This window comes from Clostridium sp. 16K-1-R1 (assembly GCF_023921145.1).
Lineage (GTDB): Bacteria > Bacillota > Clostridia > Clostridiales > Clostridiaceae > Sarcina > Sarcina perfringens.
Genome location: NZ_CP046515.1, coordinates 888,578 through 907,309, shown reverse-complemented (window position 1 = coordinate 907,309; position 18,732 = coordinate 888,578). Strand labels below are relative to the sequence as shown.

Sequence of the window (18,732 nt, the reverse complement as noted above, 5' to 3'; positions counted from 1 at the left end):
TATTTTTAATAATTTCTTATTTATTAGCTCCACTCTCTAAATATTTTAAATTCATTTCAATATAAGACATTTCTTCACTTGGTGTACCCTCATATAATAATCCAATATTTCCATTGCTTAATTCTGTTAAGCAAGAATAAGCATAATAACCTGGTTTAACTAATTTATTATATTTCCAATCAAATTCATATTTAGGTTCACCATTTTCGTATGTTCCAACTTGATTAATCAATCCAATTCTCACAGTACCATTTGATCTACTTCTTGCATTTGGATTTGAGAAAATAACAGCATCCTTTCCATCTACCTTTTGACTATAATTTATAACACTTAGTTGGCAATATGGCTCTAAAACATTAGTATCTTTCTCTACTGTTTCATCCCAAGTAGCTCCCCCATCAAAACTTGTAGCAATATTTAAATATCCACTTAAATTTCTCATAAATAATTTTAGTTGACCGTTTGGCATTTCTACTACTTGACATTCAGTTAATTGAGGTGCATCATCTGATAAGGTTTTAGAATTTATTATTTTTCCATTTTCTAATTTTCTATTATCATTTGGAGATTCTCCTATTGTCCAATTCTTACCACTATCATCACTATATATTACAGCACTAGATTGTTTACCTTTTTCATTTGTATAGTAAACAGGAACTACTATTCTTCCTTTATGTTCTCCATTTTTTATTTGTATTCCTCTACCTGGAGCTATTCCTAAAAACTTCATCCAATCCTTTTTAACTTGGAAATTAATATTTTGTGGCTCACTCCAAGTCTTTCCATCATCATCACTATATACAAGATTTATATAGCTTGTCCCTTTTGCTTTTAAAGGTGCTGTACTAGAATTTATATTATCTATCTTAGTTCCATTTTTAAATAAATCTCCTAAAGCATTTGTTGTATATTCTGTTTTATTGCCATCTTTGTCATATACTACATTTTCTCTTACAGTAAATTCTTTACCTGATGAATCGTAAAGACATAAATATTCTTTTCCATCAATATTTTTAAATCCACTTCCTAATCCAGCATTCCAAAAACCATATTTTGAAGGGAAATGAGTTACTAACAAGAATATTCTTCCTGTTTCATCATCTTGAATTAAAGTTGTATCTATAACAGAGGATTTATCAGGATAGTCCATTATTATTTGTCCTTCATCCCAAGTTTTCCCTCCATCTTCACTTCTTCTAACTGCTGTATCTATATCATTATTAGGAGCATCGGCCCCTCCATGTCTTCTTGCATCTATTGAAGCTATTAAAGTTCCTTCTTTTGTTTTAAATAAGGCTGGTATTCTGTAATTACTAGAATTTAAAAATCCTGGATGAAATAAATCAACTGGCTCTGTCTTTACAGCTCCCTCTACAAGAACTTCTTCTTTAGCTTTTGTCTCTCCAGTCTTACTAAGTAAATAATCATCGCCTAAAGGTTCATTATATATATTCATAAAACCTATATTGCCCTTAAAATTATATTCATTAGATTGTCCATATCTATTAGTTTTTCCAATAAAAGCACTATCTAAATTTTCTATATTATTTAAAAACTTTGTATTTGTATCTTTAACTTCTTTTATGATTTTTCCATTAAGGAAAAGCTTATAACCTTTATTTTTTTCAATCTTTAAGGCAACAGTATTATCCCCCTCATTTAAAGCAACATCTTTATACATATGTACTAGATTCTCAGTTCCATTTTGTGTATTTCCCTCATTTTTTTGATTTCTAAGCTCAAAACCAACTCTTGAATTAGTAACATAAAAATTAAAATATCCATTTTTAGTCTTGCTATTACTTATTCCTAATAAGCTTTGTATTTTAGAATCTTTGGAATTAAATCTTACAACAATAGTACCTTCATCTAAATTTTTATATTTTTCTAAATCATAAGTAATATTAGAAGCATTTGAACTTTCTAAATTTATATCCTTATATTCTCCTAGTGAACTTAAATTTTCACTATTATTTACTTTAATCTCATACCCACTATTATTTTTCCCTGAGTCTAAAGTACTTCCTTTAACCAATACATAATTACCACCACTTATAACCATAGCAGCTGTTAAAATTAAAGTTATCCCTTTGTAATTCATTTTACATCCTCCCATAAATAATTTTTTATTATTTTGAAATAGTATTAATTTAAAATACTATGACATACGAAGTAAAATTTTTATTATTGTATTTGTAACTTTGGATTTATAACATAGAATATCTTAAATGCTTCTTTTAGTAGAATTTTGCCTTAATTTGAAAAAAGATTTTTACTCTTAGTTCTCCTTAAATCTTTTATGAATATACTTCTTGAAATGCAACGATTAAAATTTGAATACTAAAATATTTCATTTTTATGAAAAGTATTTTCAAAATAAGAATAATTTGAAAATATTTTTCTTATATTTAACATCGTAATCCTTTTCTAAAGAAATTTCAATATAATAAAGATATTTTTATGGTAAGTTTTTCTATAAAATTTTCTTATTCTTTCTTATTATTCTTTAATTATTGATACATAAACCTTATTTCAAACTACTTATTATCTAACCTTTACTGCTATACAAACAATTACTCTTGGAGTTACAGAAAGAAAATATTTCTTAACTCTAAATAAAAAGAAAATTATTTTCGCAAATAAAATTTATTGAAAATAATTTTCTTAAAACTTAAAGGTGTTTTTTTAATTTCTTTTAATTTTAGATACTTAAAAAAATTATACTAAACAAACTCATTTTAAAAACTCTAAGTGTACTAATTTTTTAAATAATATATTTTATTTCACTCATTGGAAAATATTTATCTATTATTTCCATAAAAAACTCTTTTATTTCATGTATATCTTCTTTTTTATAAACATATTTTCCATAACCAAATTGACCATATTTAAAAGTCCTCTTTTCATCATCCATAGGCAATTTATTATCTGGAAATATATCCATTATTATATTTTTAGCTCTTGTAGTATACCTATGGGAAATAACCTCAAAGGTTAATTTGTGTTGTAAATCCCTTGGTAATTTTTCTTTTAAATCCTTTAATAAGTTCTCATAATCCTCTTTCCATCCCTCATATATAAATACCGGAGCAATTATAAATCCTAATGGATAATTAGCCTTAGCTATTTTCACACTGGCATTTATTCTTTCACAAAGAGATGCTGTTCTTCTCTCATAATTATTTATTACAAAATCAGTATTTATAGTAAATCTTACTTCTGTTTTGCCATTATGATTTAAACCTAATAATGAATCAACATCTGTATATTTTGTTACGAACCTAAATCTTGCAAAATCATTATTTGCAAAAAATTCTATTGCTATCTTTAAGGAATTTGTATATGGCTCAACTGGTATAGGATCAGATGTGGCTGAACCTTCAAATATGGTGATATTAGGTTTTCTTTCATCAATATATTTCTGAGCCTGATTTAATATATCCTCTACATTAACATTTATTTTTACATAAGGTTTATCCCCTAAATTAGTATTTAAATAACAATATTGACAATTACCAACACAGCCACTTAGTAATGGTAATTGCCAATGTGCTGATGGTTTACAAGACTGAAATTTTCCTACTCTCTTAACCCCAACAACAATTGTACTCTTTCCTTCTTTATAAAATTCCTTTATATCATCTCCAGGTATATTTTGCTTTATTCTATTATTTTTAAGCTCAATAATCTCTATATCTTTATATTCCTTAAAATAATTATAGATATTTCTTCCCATTTCATAATTTAATGAATTTTTCTCAAATAAAATTCTTTTTGGCTTAAACATAAACATTATCTCCATTCATAATATTTTTTAATTTACTAAATATAAATAAAAAAAATAATAGTAGTAAACACTACTATTATTCTTAATTTTCATATATAAAATGTATTATATTTTAAATGACATATAGAAAATTTCACCTATGGAGTAAATACTATTAATAGTAATAAAAAAAGAGTTGATTTAATACAACTCTTTAATTTATTCTATAATCCTATAACTTCTTTTATTTGATGCATAACTCCATCTTCATCATTATTTTTATGAGTTATAAATCTTGAAACCTTCTTTAAATCTTCATGAGCATTTTCCATTGCATAACTATGATAAGCACTTTCCATCATTTCTAAATCATTTAAATAATCTCCAAATACCATAGTTTCTTTAAAGTCTATTCCTAAAAGATCTTGAATTTCTTTTATGGCCACTCCTTTATTAACTCCTCCAGCAGTTATATCTAACCATATATCCCCTGAAACAGTTACTTGAAGCTTCTCTCTATACTTATCAAAATATTTATTACTATTTTCTTCTGAACCATTAAAATCACACATAGTAACTTTTAAAACTGTATCATCTACTTTTTCTAAATCATCTACTATTTCGCATCTTTCATAGTATTTTCTAACTTCTCCTAAGAATCTTTCATCACTACTTTCAACATATGCTGAATTCTTTCCACATAAAACTACATTTGAATTTTCTATAGTTCTTCCTATTCTTATAAGTTCATTAGCTAATTCCCTGTCTAATCCATTAACAACAAGTTCTTTTTCTTTATAAACAACAAAAGTTCCATTTTCAGCAATAAATAGCATGTCCTCTTTTATATCATTAAACTCTTTAGCTAAAGTATAATATTGTCTTCCACTTGCAGCTGCAAAAAGTATATTTCTTTTCTTTAGTTCCTCAAATACATCATAGAATTCTGGACTTAACTCTTTCTTACTATTTAATAAAGTTCCATCCATATCTGTTGCTATAAATTTTATCATATATATATCCTCCTAAGTAAAAGTATAAATTAAAGTTAATTTTATATATTTAATATAAATTGTAAAATAATTTATTTAAAATAATCAAAGTATAAATTTAGATGTAAAGTATTAAGTCCTAGTATATTATAGAAATATTTCTTTCTTTTAAAAGCTTTAAAATTTCTTCATTAGGCTTTTTATCACTTATTATAAAGTCAATATCATCACATTTAGCAAATTCACAAACACCATCAATATAAAACTTTTCATTTTCAGCAACTAAATAAGTTTTTAAGCTAGATTTAATTATAGCATTTTTCATACTAGCTTCTTCTAAGTTAAAGTTACTTATGAAGTCTTCTACTAAATTTATTCCTCCAACCCCTACAAACGCCTTATGAAATCTATAACTTTTAACATCCTCTATAGCTTTACTTCCTATAGTTCCCCCTAAGTTTTTATTATAAATACCACCAATACAAATTACATCTATAGATGAATGTGAATCAAAAAGTATTGCTATCCTATTCATATTTGTTACTACAGTTACCTGCTTTTTTGTATTTAAAAGCATACTAGCAATTGAATAGTTTGTTGTTGATGCATCTAAAAATATAAAATCTCCATCTTTAATTTCATTTAATGCTAATTTTGCTATAATGTCCTTTTCACCTAAGTTTTTCATTAATCTAGGCTTTATATTATCATCATGAATAGTTTGTCTTTCTAATATAGCTCCACCATAAGTTCTTTTTAATAATCCTTCTTGCTCAAGTTTTTGTAGATCTTTTCTGATCATTCCTTCAGTAACATTAAATTTAACACTTAAATCTTTAACTAAAACTTTTCCATCCTTTTTTAATATTCTTAAAATCTCTTCTAATCTTTCTTCCATAAACATTACAATATACCGCTATTCCTTTACGCTTAAGTAACCCCTTATTAATAAGAATAATCTTTTATTATTTAGTATCTTTTATTATCATTTATTCTTATTTATTATTATATTCTTTTATTTTTAAAAAAGCAATAATGAATAAAAACCTCCGTTGAAATAGCTCTTTAAATCAACAAAGGTTTAAATTAATCTATATAAATAATAATAAACTAACTGCCATAACAACCATTCCTGCAATCAGACCATATATAGCCAAATGATGCTCCCCGTACTTTCTTGCTGTTGGCAATAATTCATCTAAAGATATAAAAACCATTATTCCAGCCACTGCTGATAATAATATTCCTAAAGTTATATCATTAAAAATATTTCTTAGTAAAGTATATCCTATTATCGCTCCTATTGGTTCTGACATACCTGATAAGAAAGAATATAAAAAAGCTTTCTTTTTATCTCCAGTAGCATAGAAAATAGGGACAGATACTGATATTCCTTCTGGTATGTTGTGAATTGCTATAGCAATAGTTATTGGAATTGCTAAGCTTGCTCCTTCTAGTGCAGAAACAAATGTAGCTAATCCTTCTGGAAAATTGTGTATGGCTATAGCTAGAGCCGTAACTATTCCTGTTCTCATAAGAGTTTTATCTTTAATATCTACTTTTCCCTCTTTATTTTCACCATTATATTCCTCAATTTCATTTTCCACTTCTTCAACACTTCTAACCTCATGAGGATTTTCTTCTTCAGGTACAAATTTATCTATTAAAGCAATTATTGCTATACCAGCAAAGAATGAAATAACAGTAATCCAATTTCCTGCCTTAATACCCATAACCCCAACAAGGGATTCCTTAGCTGTTTGAAACATTTCTATCATTGAAACATAAATCATAACTCCAGCAGAAAAACCTAAACTTACACACAAAAACTTTTTATTAGTCTTCTTTGCAAAAAAAGCTATGCAACTTCCTATTCCAGTAGCTAATCCCGCTAATAAAGTTAATAGAAAAGCCATAAGTACATTATTCATATTATCTCCTCCTTTCATACTTACTCCGTAATCAATTGATAATTATTTTCAATTATAAACTATAACTCTGCATTTGTCCACTTATTTAATTACTCTCTCCCATAAAACCTTATTTAAGATACTATATTCAAAAAAATAAAAAGAAGGAATTATATCTACTTTATAATAAAGTTTTGATAAAATTCCTTCTTTTATTATTTATACGTGAATTTTTCCACTGTCTTCTATTTCTTCTTCATCTATTTTTATACCTTTTTTGCTTAATCTCTTATTAGTAACACTTCCGAATACGCAGTATATAACAGCCGCTGTTGGAACTCCTACTAACATTCCAATAAATCCAAAGGCACTACCACCAATCATAATTGCAAGCATTACCCATAAGGATGATAATCCTACAGATCCTCCTACAACTCTTGGATAAATTAAATCTCCTTCAACTCTTTGAAGACAGAATATAAATACAATAAACCAAAATGCCTTAATAGGATTTATTATAAATATTAAGAAAAATGAAGGTATTGTTCCTATAAATGCTCCTAAAATAGGAATTAAGCTTGTTGTACCAACAAGAACACTTATTAAGAAAGCATATGGCATTCTTAATACTAACATACCTAAAAAGCATAAAGTACCTATTATCAGTGCTTCGGTACATTGGCCAATAATAAAGCCTGAAAATACTCTGTTGGTAGTTTGTCCAATTTCTAATATTTTATCTGCTATATCTCCTCTAAGATATGCATACATAACTTTCTTTATTTGACATATTAATTTTTCCTTACTTGAAAGCATGTATATAGCTAATACAAAAGCTAAACAAAAATCAATTATAGCTGTTGTTACATCTACTGTTAAGCCAACAAGGTAAGATGCAATTCCACCAAATAAATGAGTAACTGTTTTTAATATTTCTTGCCAAGTATTCATAACCTGATCCCAAACTTTACTTAAAAGTACTGTGGAATCAGCATAATTATTCATATTAACTTCAAAGGATTTTAAATAAGTAGGAATACTTTCTGTAAGTTTAACTACACTTGAAGTTAGTTGAGGAACAACAAATAAGATTATGGCACTTATGGCTCCAACTAAAACTATTATTGTTACTGTAATAGCTAAAGGTCTTTTTGCACTTCTAACCCATGATTTTTTGCTATTTTCTAAATTTCTAAATAACTTTCTCTCAAAAAACTTCATAGGTATATTTAATACAAAGGCTATTGCTATACCTAAAATTAATGGTTTAACAAGACTTGTAATATAACCTAGTCCCCCAAATACTGTAGAGTATTTCATAAATACAAAGTGTAAAATAATAGCATAAGTAACAACTATTAGGGCTCCTTTTAACTTTTTATCATTAAAAAACATATTTTCACTTCCTTATTTTAAGATATTTTTCATCTTTTCAAAAAAATAATTTTATTATTAATGAAAATAACTTATATCTACTTATATCTACTTATATCTACTTAAATATACCATATTGTTAACTTTTTGTTAATAATATTTTCTTTTATCCTTAATAGAATATGTACTTCTCTATTTTCCTGTATTTTTTAAATATGTTTTTATAAATAAATTTGGAAAATATGCAGCCATCTTCATATAAGTGTACATACTTCTTCCATATCTATTTGTTTTAATAGTTGCTTTTTTTAAGTACTTTTTAACATTTTTATTTTTAAGAACACTTAAAGTATCTTTCTTTGTTTCACTATTTAAATATCCTAATATTTGATACATAATATGCTCACAAGTAAATTCTTTTTCTATAGCTTCTTTAAGCTTTTTATCTAATTTATTTTCATCAATAAATTTAGCTATATCCTCCATTGATTCTACTACAGTTATATTCTTATATATGTCTGGATTATTAGTTAAAGAATCTCCCCTTTGACAATAAAATACTAAACTATCTTCTATTCCTCTAACCTTCTTTGAACTTAAAAGTGCTTTAAATATAAAATTTAAATCCTCTGCTCCATGAGCTCCTTCTAAAAATCTAAGTTTATTTTTATTTAAGAACTCCTTATTGTAGACAAGACTTCCAGTCCAAAGTCTTATTTTATTATCTTTATAAGCATTAAAGACTTCTTCCCCTGATTTTATTTTTCCAAACTCAAAGTTTTGAGCTATATTCACATTTACACTGTCATCCTCTTTGATTCTCTTATAATCAAAAAATACTATATCAGGTTCATTAAACATATTTCTTTCTAAAATCTGAACTAAATTATTCTCTGCAAAATCATCTGAATCTAAAAATAAGATATATTTTCCTCTTGAATAATTAATCCCAATATTTCTAGCAACACTCTGTCCCCTATTTTCTTCACATCTAATCACTCTATGATTTATTTTAAAGTTTTCTAAACAAGCTTCACTTACTTCACAGGTATTATCTGTTGAACCATCATCAACAACTATTACTTCAAAATTATTTGATGTTTGTCTTGATAAAAACATAAGATTTTTTTCAATATACTTTTCTGAATTATATGCAGGAATTACTATACTTAAAAACTTATCACTCATTAATGCCATCTCACTTCAACTCCATTATAGTTTTTAAATTAAGCTTATAAATAGTTTTAAAATTTAAAGTAAAATATTTCTTATTTTATTAGTAGCATAATCAATTGCAACTTCTGTATTTCCATTATTTTTTCCTCCACCTTGAGCTGCAAACTGATTTCCGCCACCTCTTCCATCAATTAAAGTTATGGTATCTTTTAATATATCACTCATATTAACTTTTTTCATATCTTTAGAACTATTAAAAATTAAATTTACTCTATCTCCATTTTTCACTGCAAATAAAACTATTGCTTCATATTCCTCAGTTATTTTATTAGCTAACTTTCCTATATGTTTTGTATCCTCACCATCAAAAATTTCATTAACTAAAGTTATACTTCCTATTCTTTCTGATTTATTTAACATCTCTTTTATCTTATAATCGCCTATTTCAGCTTTAACTTTTCTGTTTTCATCTACAAGATTTTTATTATTTTCTAAAAGATTCTTAACAGCGTTTAAAGTATCACCTTCTCCTGATTTTAAAAGCTTGCATATTTCTCCTAAAATTTCATCCTTAGTGAAAAAGTCAGATACAGCTCTATTTCCAGCTACATATTCTATTCTTGTAGCATTTTTATGCTTTTCCCATCTTCTTATCTTTATAACTTGAAGATCTCTAGTATTTCTTGGATGAACTCCACAACAAGCATTTAAATCTAATCCTACAATTTCAACAATTCTTATTTCTTCATCAGTTTTAGGCAATGCTCTTCTAGTTTTTACTTTCTTTAATTCTTTTTTGCTTGGAGCATAACTTTTTACTTCTAAGTTCTCAAAGATTAATCTATTTGCCTCTTTTTCAGCTTCTCTTATAGTTTTTTCATCTAAAAAACCTACAATATCAACTGTACTTATTTCTTTTCCTAAATGAAAACCACAAGTATTTGCACCAAATAAATCATAAAAACATCCAGAAAGTAAATGCTGTCCTAAATGCTGTTGCATTCCATCAAATCTTCTTTCCCAATCTAATTCACATTGTAGATTTTTCAATTTTTTAGGTTCTTTTTCAAGAACATGATATACTTTTCCTTCTTCTTCATAAACATCAAGGACTTTAATTCCATCAATAAGTCCTAAATCTCCCATCTGTCCTCCCCCTCCTGGGAAAAAGGCAGTTTGGTCTAAAAGAACATGGAATTTTCCATCAATTTCTTTAACCTCAATTATTTCTCCTTTAAACTCCTTTATATATTGATCTTCATAATAAAGTTTTGTCATTTTATATCAACACCTCAATTGTCTTCTTAATAATAAGAGCTTAAACTTAACTTTTATAAAAATTAGCTCTAAAATAAATTATATCATTTATTTATTAAATTAAAACTTATAAATATTTACTAAATTCAAACATCCAAACTAAAAAATTAATGATTATATTAATTCATAAAATTATGAAAAGCCAGAGAATTTTAAAAAACTCTCTGGCTATTTAATAAAATTATTTTAAATCTATTTTAATACTCTCACCATATGGCTCATAATTGCTTCTGTCTGAAAATACAACGGTATAATTATTTCCTACTAATTCTTCTTTGAAATCTATATAGAACTCATTTCCACTTACGTACTTAATATTATCTGTATATCCCCCTTCTTTATTTCCTATAGGTTCAATTTTCTCTCCAGTTTCATTATTTATAATATAACTAGGTGCTCCATATATTGAATACTTAGATTCATAATATAATCTTGTTCCCTTTTCAACACTTTCTATTTTTTTAATTTTAGAATAAATTTCTCCATTATCTAATCTAATCTCTGTTTCTCCATTTAAATTTAATTTTTCTTTAAATTCCTTAGGGAAAGTAACTTCATTAGAATCACCTTTCTTATTCATATCCTCTCTTTGAATATATGGAATTATAGTTAAACTCTTACTATCATCATAGACCTCTTTAAAATTATAACTTGTAAATAGCTTAGAATTTTCATTTTTTTCAATATCTCCAATTCCAGTACCACTTTTTGAATATAAGTATCTTCCTTTATCATCAAAAATAACAAAACTTAAGGTGCTATAATCATGTAAATCCCTTGTCTCTGTAACTTGCAGAACTGTATTTATAGGTGTTTGTATTAATTTATTTAATTCTACACCCTTTAATTCATCTCCTAAATTTATGTTAAGATTTTGTTCTTTTATATTTTCTCTAACTAACTCATCACTTATAGGTATATTAAAATTCCAATCTCCCTCTATCTTAACATCCTCTGTAATATTTCCTAAACTACTTATGTTTATGTTTAAATCAAAATTATTAGGAATTTTTATATCTTCTCCTAATATATTTTTCTTAAGCTCTCCTTTGGCAAACTCTTCATTAGCTATAGAGTAATCTTTAACACCAACATAGGTAAAGTCATCTACCTTTTCTCCTCTACCACCAAACCCAGAACTTATAAAATTATTATTTATTCCTAACTTAATATCTAATAAATCTAGTCCATCTTCTAAAGGCTTATCTGATTGAATAGTATAAAAAACCTCTAAATCTAAGGTATCATAAACAATTTTATTTATTGTAACTCTATACCCATTACTTTCTTTAGTAATATTTAAATCCGAAGCATATTTATCATAATTTTCATATATTCTGCTGTCAAATCTCTCAAATATTTTCCCTAAAATAGGGATGTTTTGTGCATATGTGGGCATTGTTACTCCAAAAATAATAGTTCCTGCTATACAAGCTGCACATATACCTGAAGCTTTTTTATAATTTCTTTTTCTCTTTCCTAAATTATTTATGGTGTCATCTATCTTTTTATTAATTTCCTCTGGTACTTTCATATTTTCCATTTTTAATCTATTTCTAATATCTTTATCAAATAAATCATCATTATTTTTCATTAATTAACCCTCCATAAAATAAGTTGATTAAAATTTAGTTTAATCTATTAAATAGCTATTTTTAATATAATTATGTTATATAAAATCTCTAAGCTTTTCCCTTGCCCTAGCCAGTCTTGATCTTACTGTTCCTTCAGCTATATTTAACATTTCTGATATCTCTTTAGTAGACATATCTTCAAAATAATATAATACTGTAGTTATTCTTAAATCCTCGCTTAATGAATTAACTACAGATGTTAACTCAATATTCCCATAGTCATCACTATAGGACTTTTCATTTTCTAACTTATCTAAAAATATGGTCTTTTTATTTCTTCTTAATATCAAATTACACTCATTTATTAAAATCCTTATTATCCAAGTTTTAAAGAATTCATCCTTTTTTAAAGTTCCTATCTTCTCATAAGATTTTATTATTGTATTCTGAAGTGCATCTTCTATGTCTTCCTTGTTATTTAAAATTCCCCTAGCAACCCTATAGATACTTAATCTATTCTCATCTATAAGACTTAAAAAGGCATCCTTATCTCCTTTCTTTGCTTGAGAAACCATTGAAGTTTTTCTATGTTCTAAAAATGATAATAACTCCACAACTTTCCTCCTAAATTTTAATAACTTAGCTAAGCTTTATACTTATTAGATGGTTTAATTAATAAAAATGCTCCCTAAAAAAATAATTTTTTTATAATTTAAGAAACTTAACTCAATAAAAAAAAGATAAAACTTATATATATATTCTTAGAATTAATGAAATTTACTAAGAATTATAAGTTTTATCTTTATATTTTATTTTTTATATTATTTTATATATTCTAGTAATTTTGATCGTACTGAAGTCTATATCTAAACTTTTCTAATTTATAGTTTCCATTCTTATCTAGTTCTTTAAGATTATATTTATGATTAAATCCCATTTTCTTATAAAAATCACAGGCCATAGTTGATGATTTAACTTCAACTCTTCTTGCTCTTATATAATATTCATCCCTTTCTAGGGTCTCCATAATTTTTTTGCCTATTCCCTTACCTTGAAATTCTGGTAAAACAAATATAGGTAATAATATACTTTCATCTTCTTCCCCTAAAAAACTAGCTATAGCTCCACAACCAACTATTTTATTATTTAAAACTGCTACATACATATGTGAGTTTTTAGCCATATTCAAAATTTTATTTTCAGTATAGTTAGAAGCTAAATTTCTCATATCTTCTTTTGAATAACCTTTTATATTTGTATCTAAAAAATTTTTTTCAATAAGTTTAGAAACTTCTCCCCCTTCATTTTCTTCAAATCTTCGTATTTTTAAATCCTCCATTAAACAATTCACCTGACTTCCTAAATTAATAATTACCCTAAAATATATTAATTGAGTTTTTTAACTTATTTTAAAATTATACGTCTTTTAGATTTATTTTAATTTCAAACTGTTTTTAAAGTTAAGAAAACTCTCTATTAATACCCAATTTAATGTAAATTTATTACTTTTAGATAAATTTACGAACTTCTCTCTTATGATAAAATTTATTATACACCTTTTCTCTTTATTGTAAACATTATGAAACTAATAGTTTCATGCTACAAATTGAGTATTCATGCCAAATTCATTAACACATCTTATCAAAGATAATAATTTATTTATTTAAAGCTATAACCATAAAAATCTTTATAATATTTAAGCTTTAAATTTAACTGAATTGCTTTATTATTTATTCAAAATTTATTTACATTTTTAATATTTTCTTAATCTCCTAAGGAGATTTTTCTGTTAAAATTTATCAAAAGATACTTAAAAAGGAGGGTTCATTATGAAGGTTATAATTTTTTATGCAAAAACTGGTGGTGGACATTTATCTGCTTGTAAATCATTAGAGGAAAGTCTAAATTCACTGAATATACCTGTAGTAACTTTAGACTCTCTAGAATTTGCAGGTCATCTTGTATCTAAAGAAATATGTTCTGCTTATACTTATATAGTTAAATCTGTTCCTGAACTTTTTGGTGCTCTTTATAATGCCGGCGAAAAAATTAGTGATCATAATAAAAAATCTATAATTTATAAATTAAATTCTTTTTATGCCGACAATATATTAACAGTCTTAGAGGAGGAACAACCTGATATAATAATCTCAACTCATATATTTGCTACTCAAAGTATTAGTTATTTAAAGCAGAAAAACAAAATAAAAGCTTTAACAGCATCAATAGTAACTGATTATACTTGTGCACCATTTTGGGAAGAAACTGATTTAGATTATTATTTCTTACCACATAAAGATTTAATAAAAGAATTTGAAGATAAGGGCTTAGACTCTTCAAAACTAATAGCTTTTGGCTTACCTATTGATTCTAAATTTAAAGTAAAGACTCCTAAGGAAAAAGCTAAAGTTAGCTTAGGTCTTGAAAAAAATAAACCTCATATTTTAATAATGGGTGGAAGTATGGGAGCTGGCTCAGTTAAAGATACTACACTTTATATAAGTAAGCATCTTAAGGAATGTAATATAACTACTATATGTGGAAACAACAAAGAATTATTTAAAGAAATATCTGAAATAGAAAAGTTAAATCCTAGAATTCATGCACTTCAATTTACTCATGAGATGAATGAACTTATGGATTCTGCAGATATATTAGTAACTAAACCAGGTGGCTTAACCTCTACAGAGGCTATGAATAAGTCACTTCCAATAGTAATGATTAATCCTATTCCAGGAGTTGAAAGCGCAAATTGTAACTTTTTTATGAAGCATAACTTAGGTGTTAAGTCTAACTCACTTCATGAAACTTTAAAAATTTGCGAAAAACTTATTTCTGATAAAAATTTCTATGAGAAAATCGTATCATCTCAAAAACTTAATTCTAATATAAATGCCGCAGAAGATATATGTAAATTTTTAATAACAAAATACCATGAAATTCAATACAACAGTGACAATAATAGTCTTTGACTCCTTGAAAAAATTATTGTAAACTTATAAATAAAATCTAAGAATACAGGTGATTCTATTGGCATTTATTATTTTAGGAATATATATTTTAATAAATATAGTTTTACTTCATGGAACAAAAAAAGCTAGAAAAGGCAAAAAGACCGTAACTATAAAAATAATGAGCCTTATTTCTATAATTATGTTTATATTGTCATTGCTAATACTTTTATTTGGTTGTATGTCTTATTTACATCATAAAAACATGCTAAATTTAATAATATCAATTATTTATTTATTTGTTTTAATTTTTATATCCTATAAATTATCATGTTTTTATATAACTGAAGATACTATAATCTATGGATATAACTGTTACAACTTTAAAGATATACAAAAAATAGAAATTGAAAAGGTTAAAAATAAATTTACTATAACAATATACATAAAGGGAGCAAATACATTATATTTTAAGCTAGATTATCTAAAGAAGAAAAAGCTTTTAAATGCTCTTCACGGTAAGGTTCTGTGTATAAATTTATAAACAAAAGACTATCTAAACACACTACAAATATTAATGTGTTTAGATAGTCTTTCTTATTAACTTACTCCTAAACTTAAATTATATAATTTTAATTTAGGCTCAACAAATCTTTCTTCCTTAAGATTATAATTGCAGAAATAATATAAAAATCTAGCTAACTGAATCTCTGCCATATTAAGTGCCTTAATAGCTGCTAAAGCTTGTTCTCTAGTATCATCCTTAAAGGCATCATGAATTAATTCTTTTGCATATTCTGAACTTTCATTACCTAAATATCTACAATAATCAACAAAATCAAGATTACTATTTTTATAATATATATCTAAAACCTTTTTCTTATCATCTTCATTGAAAACATTAATGCCTTCATCCTTTAGAATATAAGAAAAGATTTCACCTTTAGTAGGTACTCCTTTTAAAAGAATATTTTCATCTTTATCCTTATTTTTATCTAATAAAAGAGTTATATCTTCATCTCCCTTTATCCAAGCTTGTGCTAAGTTTTCAAACCTACGATGATTAGAAAAATTTCCTTTTCCTATTTTATTTATATCAAATCTTTTTAATACATTCATTATTTTTTCATTTGGGCTAGCAATGTGATGAGTAACATGATGTGGTTCACTCATATCAGCTAAATAGTGACAAGAATAACTTAAATACTTCATGCATTTTCTTCTCTTACCTTTATCTCTATACTTTAAGGCTTTTCGTCCGAAAAAAATAAATTTACACATTGCTGTTTTACCTTTTCCAATTCTTCCAAAGTAATTATCCTTATCTTCACCATGATAAAAATGAAAAGAAAATAAGGTTACTACTGACCTAAGCATTATATCTGGTTTTCTAGAATATGAGGGCCTAATCCATCCTAAGCTTTTACTGACATTGTAATTAAGTTCAAGTATATCCATACACCATTTAAGAGATTTAGAAAACCACTTATTATTTAAATACAAATTATTATCATTAATCACCATTCTATTTGCTTGTTCTAATAATACATCATGGGTATTAGATTTTTTAAAAGATTTTTTCATAACCTTTGGCATTTTCTTTAATATCTTTTTCATGTTATCCATGACCGTCGCCTCCCACCTAAATACAATTATAGCACCAGACATAGAAAATATTTAACGTTAAAAAAGGCAGTAAAAGCTAAATTTAAGCCTCTACTACCTATTAAAAAGATTTATCTATTTCCCTTGCATATTATTTCTTTCAACAAATCTTCTTATTCTCTTTATAGCCTCCATTATGTCTTCCATTGAAGCTGCGTAACAAGCTCTTATAAAACCTTCTCCACACTCTCCAAAAGCATTTCCTGGAACAGCTAGTACCTTCTCTTCAAGAAGAAGTTTTTCACAAAATTCATCTGAACTCATACCAGTTGACTTTATACATGGGAATACATATAAAGCTCCTAATGGTTCAAAACAATCTAATCCCATACTTCTAAATCCATCAACTAATACTCTTCTTCTTCTATTATATTCCCTTGCCATTTCAAAAACGCTCTCATCACCATTTTTAAGAGCCTCAATAGCAGCATACTGAGCCGTTGTTGGTGAACACATTATTGCATACTGATGTATCTTTTTCATAGCATCTATTAAAACTTTATGAGCACATACATATCCTAATCTCCATCCAGTCATAGCATAAGCTTTAGAGAATCCATTTATTACTATAGTTTTTTCCTTTACCTCCGGGAAACTAGCTATTGAAACATGGTCCTCATCATAGGATAATTCTGCATATATTTCATCAGAAATAATTATTACATCCCTATCCTTTAAAACATCCACAATCTTTTGAAGCTCTTCTCTATTCATTATTGCTCCAGTAGGATTATTAGGGAATGGAATTATTACCACCTTTGTTTTCTCAGTTATGGCCTCTTCTAAAAGTTCTGGAGTTAATTTAAAATCATCACAAGCTCTTAAATCTATTGTCTTGGCAGTTGCTCCTGTAAATGCTGTACATCCCTTATAAGCAACAAAGCTTGGCTCAGGTATTATAACCTCATCTCCAGGACCTACTAAAGCTCTAAGTGCTAAATCTATCCCTTCACTTCCCCCAACAGTAACAAGTATTTCATCCTTTGGATTATATCTAAGAGAAAATCTTCTATTTAAATACTTTGATATCTCTTCTCTTAATTCTATAAATCCTGCATTTGATGAATAGTGAGTATGTCCTTGCTCTAGAGAATAAATCCCAGCCTCTCTAACATTCCATGGAGTTACAAAATCAGGCTCCCCAACCCCTAAAGAAATAACATCCTCCATTTCATTTATTAAATCAAAATATTTTCTAATGCCTGAAGGTGGCATATTTTTCACATTATCTAATATCATATTCTCTAGTATCATATAAATAACATCTCCCTATCATCTGTTTTCTTTTCTCTAAATATTGTTCCATGATCTTTGTATTTTTTAAGTACAAAGTGAGTTGCTGTTCCTGTTACATATTCTTGAATTGAAAGTTTATCTGAAACAAACATTGCTACTTCTTTCATTGTTTTTCCTTCTACAATAACAGTTAAGTCAAATCCACCTGAAGACATTAAATAACAAGCTTTAACCTGTGGAAACTTATATATTCTCTCTGCAACCTTATCAAAACCAACACCTCTTTGAGGAGTTATTTGTACTTCTATCAAGGCTGTAACTGTCTCTCTTCCTGTATTTTCCCAATTTATAAGAGTAGTGTAACCAGCGATTATGCTTCTTTCTTCATAATCTCTTATGGCCTCTCTAACCTCTTCCACTGTTTTCCCTGTCATAACTGCAATTTCTTGATCTGTATACCTACTGTTTTTTTCTAAAACTTCTAAAATTTCTTCCATGACACATTGGCCCCCTTTGTTATTGCTTATTTTCTATTTAAATTGTTTGATTGTGTTTAAGCATATTAATAATAAAAAAGTTCCTTCATCCCTAAAAAGGGACGAAGGAACTACTTCGCGGTACCACCCTAATAAGTAAAATTACTTTTACTCACCTCAGTTAGAAATCTTTAATAGTATGGCTGAAATTTAATAAATTTATTCCTTACTTATTACTCAATTTCTATCCTCTTTAACGGGAGGAAATCGTCTTAATCTAATTAAAAGTTATGTA

16 protein-coding genes and 1 other annotated feature (1 of these 17 running past the window's edge) are annotated in these 18,732 nt (G+C 26.7%); of the genes, 2 read left to right on the top strand and 14 right to left on the bottom strand.

Annotated elements, in window-relative coordinates; translation table 11 throughout:
• Positions 1-16: 16 nt before the first annotated feature.
• From nanI to GOM42_RS03875, 11 genes are all read right to left on the bottom strand, one after another.
• A complete protein-coding gene (gene nanI, locus GOM42_RS03925) occupies positions 17-2,101 on the bottom strand; it encodes an exo-alpha-sialidase NanI (protein ID WP_078233415.1) in 2,085 nt (694 codons plus the stop codon).
• A gap of 663 nt (positions 2,102-2,764) precedes the next feature.
• Positions 2,765-3,787, bottom strand: coding sequence for a spore photoproduct lyase (gene splB, locus GOM42_RS03920; protein ID WP_011590330.1), 1,023 nt, complete (start codon positions 3,785-3,787; stop codon positions 2,765-2,767).
• A 203-nt stretch (positions 3,788-3,990) separates the two neighbouring features.
• Entirely contained in the window at positions 3,991-4,779 is a 789-nt protein-coding gene (locus GOM42_RS03915; protein WP_011590329.1) for a Cof-type HAD-IIB family hydrolase, read from the bottom strand.
• A gap of 118 nt (positions 4,780-4,897) precedes the next feature.
• Positions 4,898-5,662 carry a DeoR/GlpR family DNA-binding transcription regulator gene (locus GOM42_RS03910; protein WP_011590328.1) on the bottom strand — a complete coding sequence of 255 codons (765 nt, stop codon included), beginning with the start codon at positions 5,660-5,662 and terminating at the stop codon, positions 4,898-4,900.
• A gap of 187 nt (positions 5,663-5,849) precedes the next feature.
• Positions 5,850-6,689, bottom strand: a complete 840-nt coding sequence (zupT, locus tag GOM42_RS03905; protein WP_003456958.1) for a zinc transporter ZupT — start codon at positions 6,687-6,689, stop codon at positions 5,850-5,852.
• Between the two features lie 198 nt (positions 6,690-6,887).
• Positions 6,888-8,063 carry an AI-2E family transporter gene (locus GOM42_RS03900; protein ID WP_003453008.1) on the bottom strand — a complete coding sequence of 392 codons (1,176 nt, stop codon included), beginning with the start codon at positions 8,061-8,063 and terminating at the stop codon, positions 6,888-6,890.
• Positions 8,064-8,234: 171 nt separating this feature from the next.
• Positions 8,235-9,239 carry a glycosyltransferase family 2 protein gene (locus GOM42_RS03895; RefSeq protein ID WP_252597702.1) on the bottom strand — a complete coding sequence of 335 codons (1,005 nt, stop codon included), beginning with the start codon at positions 9,237-9,239 and terminating at the stop codon, positions 8,235-8,237.
• A gap of 54 nt (positions 9,240-9,293) precedes the next feature.
• A complete protein-coding gene (locus GOM42_RS03890; protein WP_004458224.1) occupies positions 9,294-10,496 on the bottom strand; it encodes a DHHA1 domain-containing protein in 1,203 nt (400 codons plus the stop codon).
• A gap of 220 nt (positions 10,497-10,716) precedes the next feature.
• Positions 10,717-12,129, bottom strand: coding sequence for a DUF4179 domain-containing protein (locus GOM42_RS03885; protein ID WP_011590326.1), 1,413 nt, complete (start codon positions 12,127-12,129; stop codon positions 10,717-10,719).
• Positions 12,130-12,204: 75 nt separating this feature from the next.
• Positions 12,205-12,723 (bottom strand): sigma-70 family RNA polymerase sigma factor, encoded by a 519-nt coding sequence (locus GOM42_RS03880; RefSeq protein WP_003452919.1) that lies wholly within the window; start codon positions 12,721-12,723, stop codon positions 12,205-12,207.
• Positions 12,724-12,944: 221 nt separating this feature from the next.
• Positions 12,945-13,448: a GNAT family N-acetyltransferase gene (locus GOM42_RS03875; RefSeq protein WP_078233414.1), complete on the bottom strand. Its 504-nt coding sequence runs from the start codon at positions 13,446-13,448 to the stop codon at positions 12,945-12,947.
• A 490-nt stretch (positions 13,449-13,938) separates the two neighbouring features.
• Here GOM42_RS03875 and GOM42_RS03870 point away from each other — a divergent pair, with 490 nt between their 5' ends.
• Both GOM42_RS03870 and GOM42_RS03865 read left to right on the top strand, forming a co-directional pair.
• Positions 13,939-15,081 carry a glycosyltransferase gene (locus tag GOM42_RS03870; RefSeq protein WP_057257990.1) on the top strand — a complete coding sequence of 381 codons (1,143 nt, stop codon included), beginning with the start codon at positions 13,939-13,941 and terminating at the stop codon, positions 15,079-15,081.
• 49 nt (positions 15,082-15,130) lie between these two features.
• Positions 15,131-15,604 carry a hypothetical protein gene (locus GOM42_RS03865; protein WP_223932429.1) on the top strand — a complete coding sequence of 158 codons (474 nt, stop codon included), beginning with the start codon at positions 15,131-15,133 and terminating at the stop codon, positions 15,602-15,604.
• A 56-nt stretch (positions 15,605-15,660) separates the two neighbouring features.
• Here GOM42_RS03865 and GOM42_RS03860 read toward each other — a convergent pair whose 3' ends face one another.
• The 3 genes from GOM42_RS03860 to GOM42_RS03850 form a co-directional block, all read right to left on the bottom strand.
• On the bottom strand, positions 15,661-16,686 hold the full coding sequence (locus GOM42_RS03860; RefSeq protein WP_078233413.1) for a phospholipase C: 1,026 nt from the start codon (positions 16,684-16,686) through the stop codon (positions 15,661-15,663).
• A 114-nt stretch (positions 16,687-16,800) separates the two neighbouring features.
• Entirely contained in the window at positions 16,801-17,979 is a 1,179-nt protein-coding gene (locus GOM42_RS03855) for an aminotransferase class I/II-fold pyridoxal phosphate-dependent enzyme (RefSeq protein ID WP_003471875.1), read from the bottom strand.
• Entirely contained in the window at positions 17,976-18,458 is a 483-nt protein-coding gene (locus GOM42_RS03850) for an Lrp/AsnC family transcriptional regulator (RefSeq protein ID WP_003453052.1), read from the bottom strand. Before GOM42_RS03850 ends, GOM42_RS03855 begins: the two co-directional genes overlap by 4 nt.
• Positions 18,459-18,552: 94 nt before the next feature.
• Positions 18,553-18,732, bottom strand: a binding site (T-box leader) (it continues 162 nt past the right edge of the window).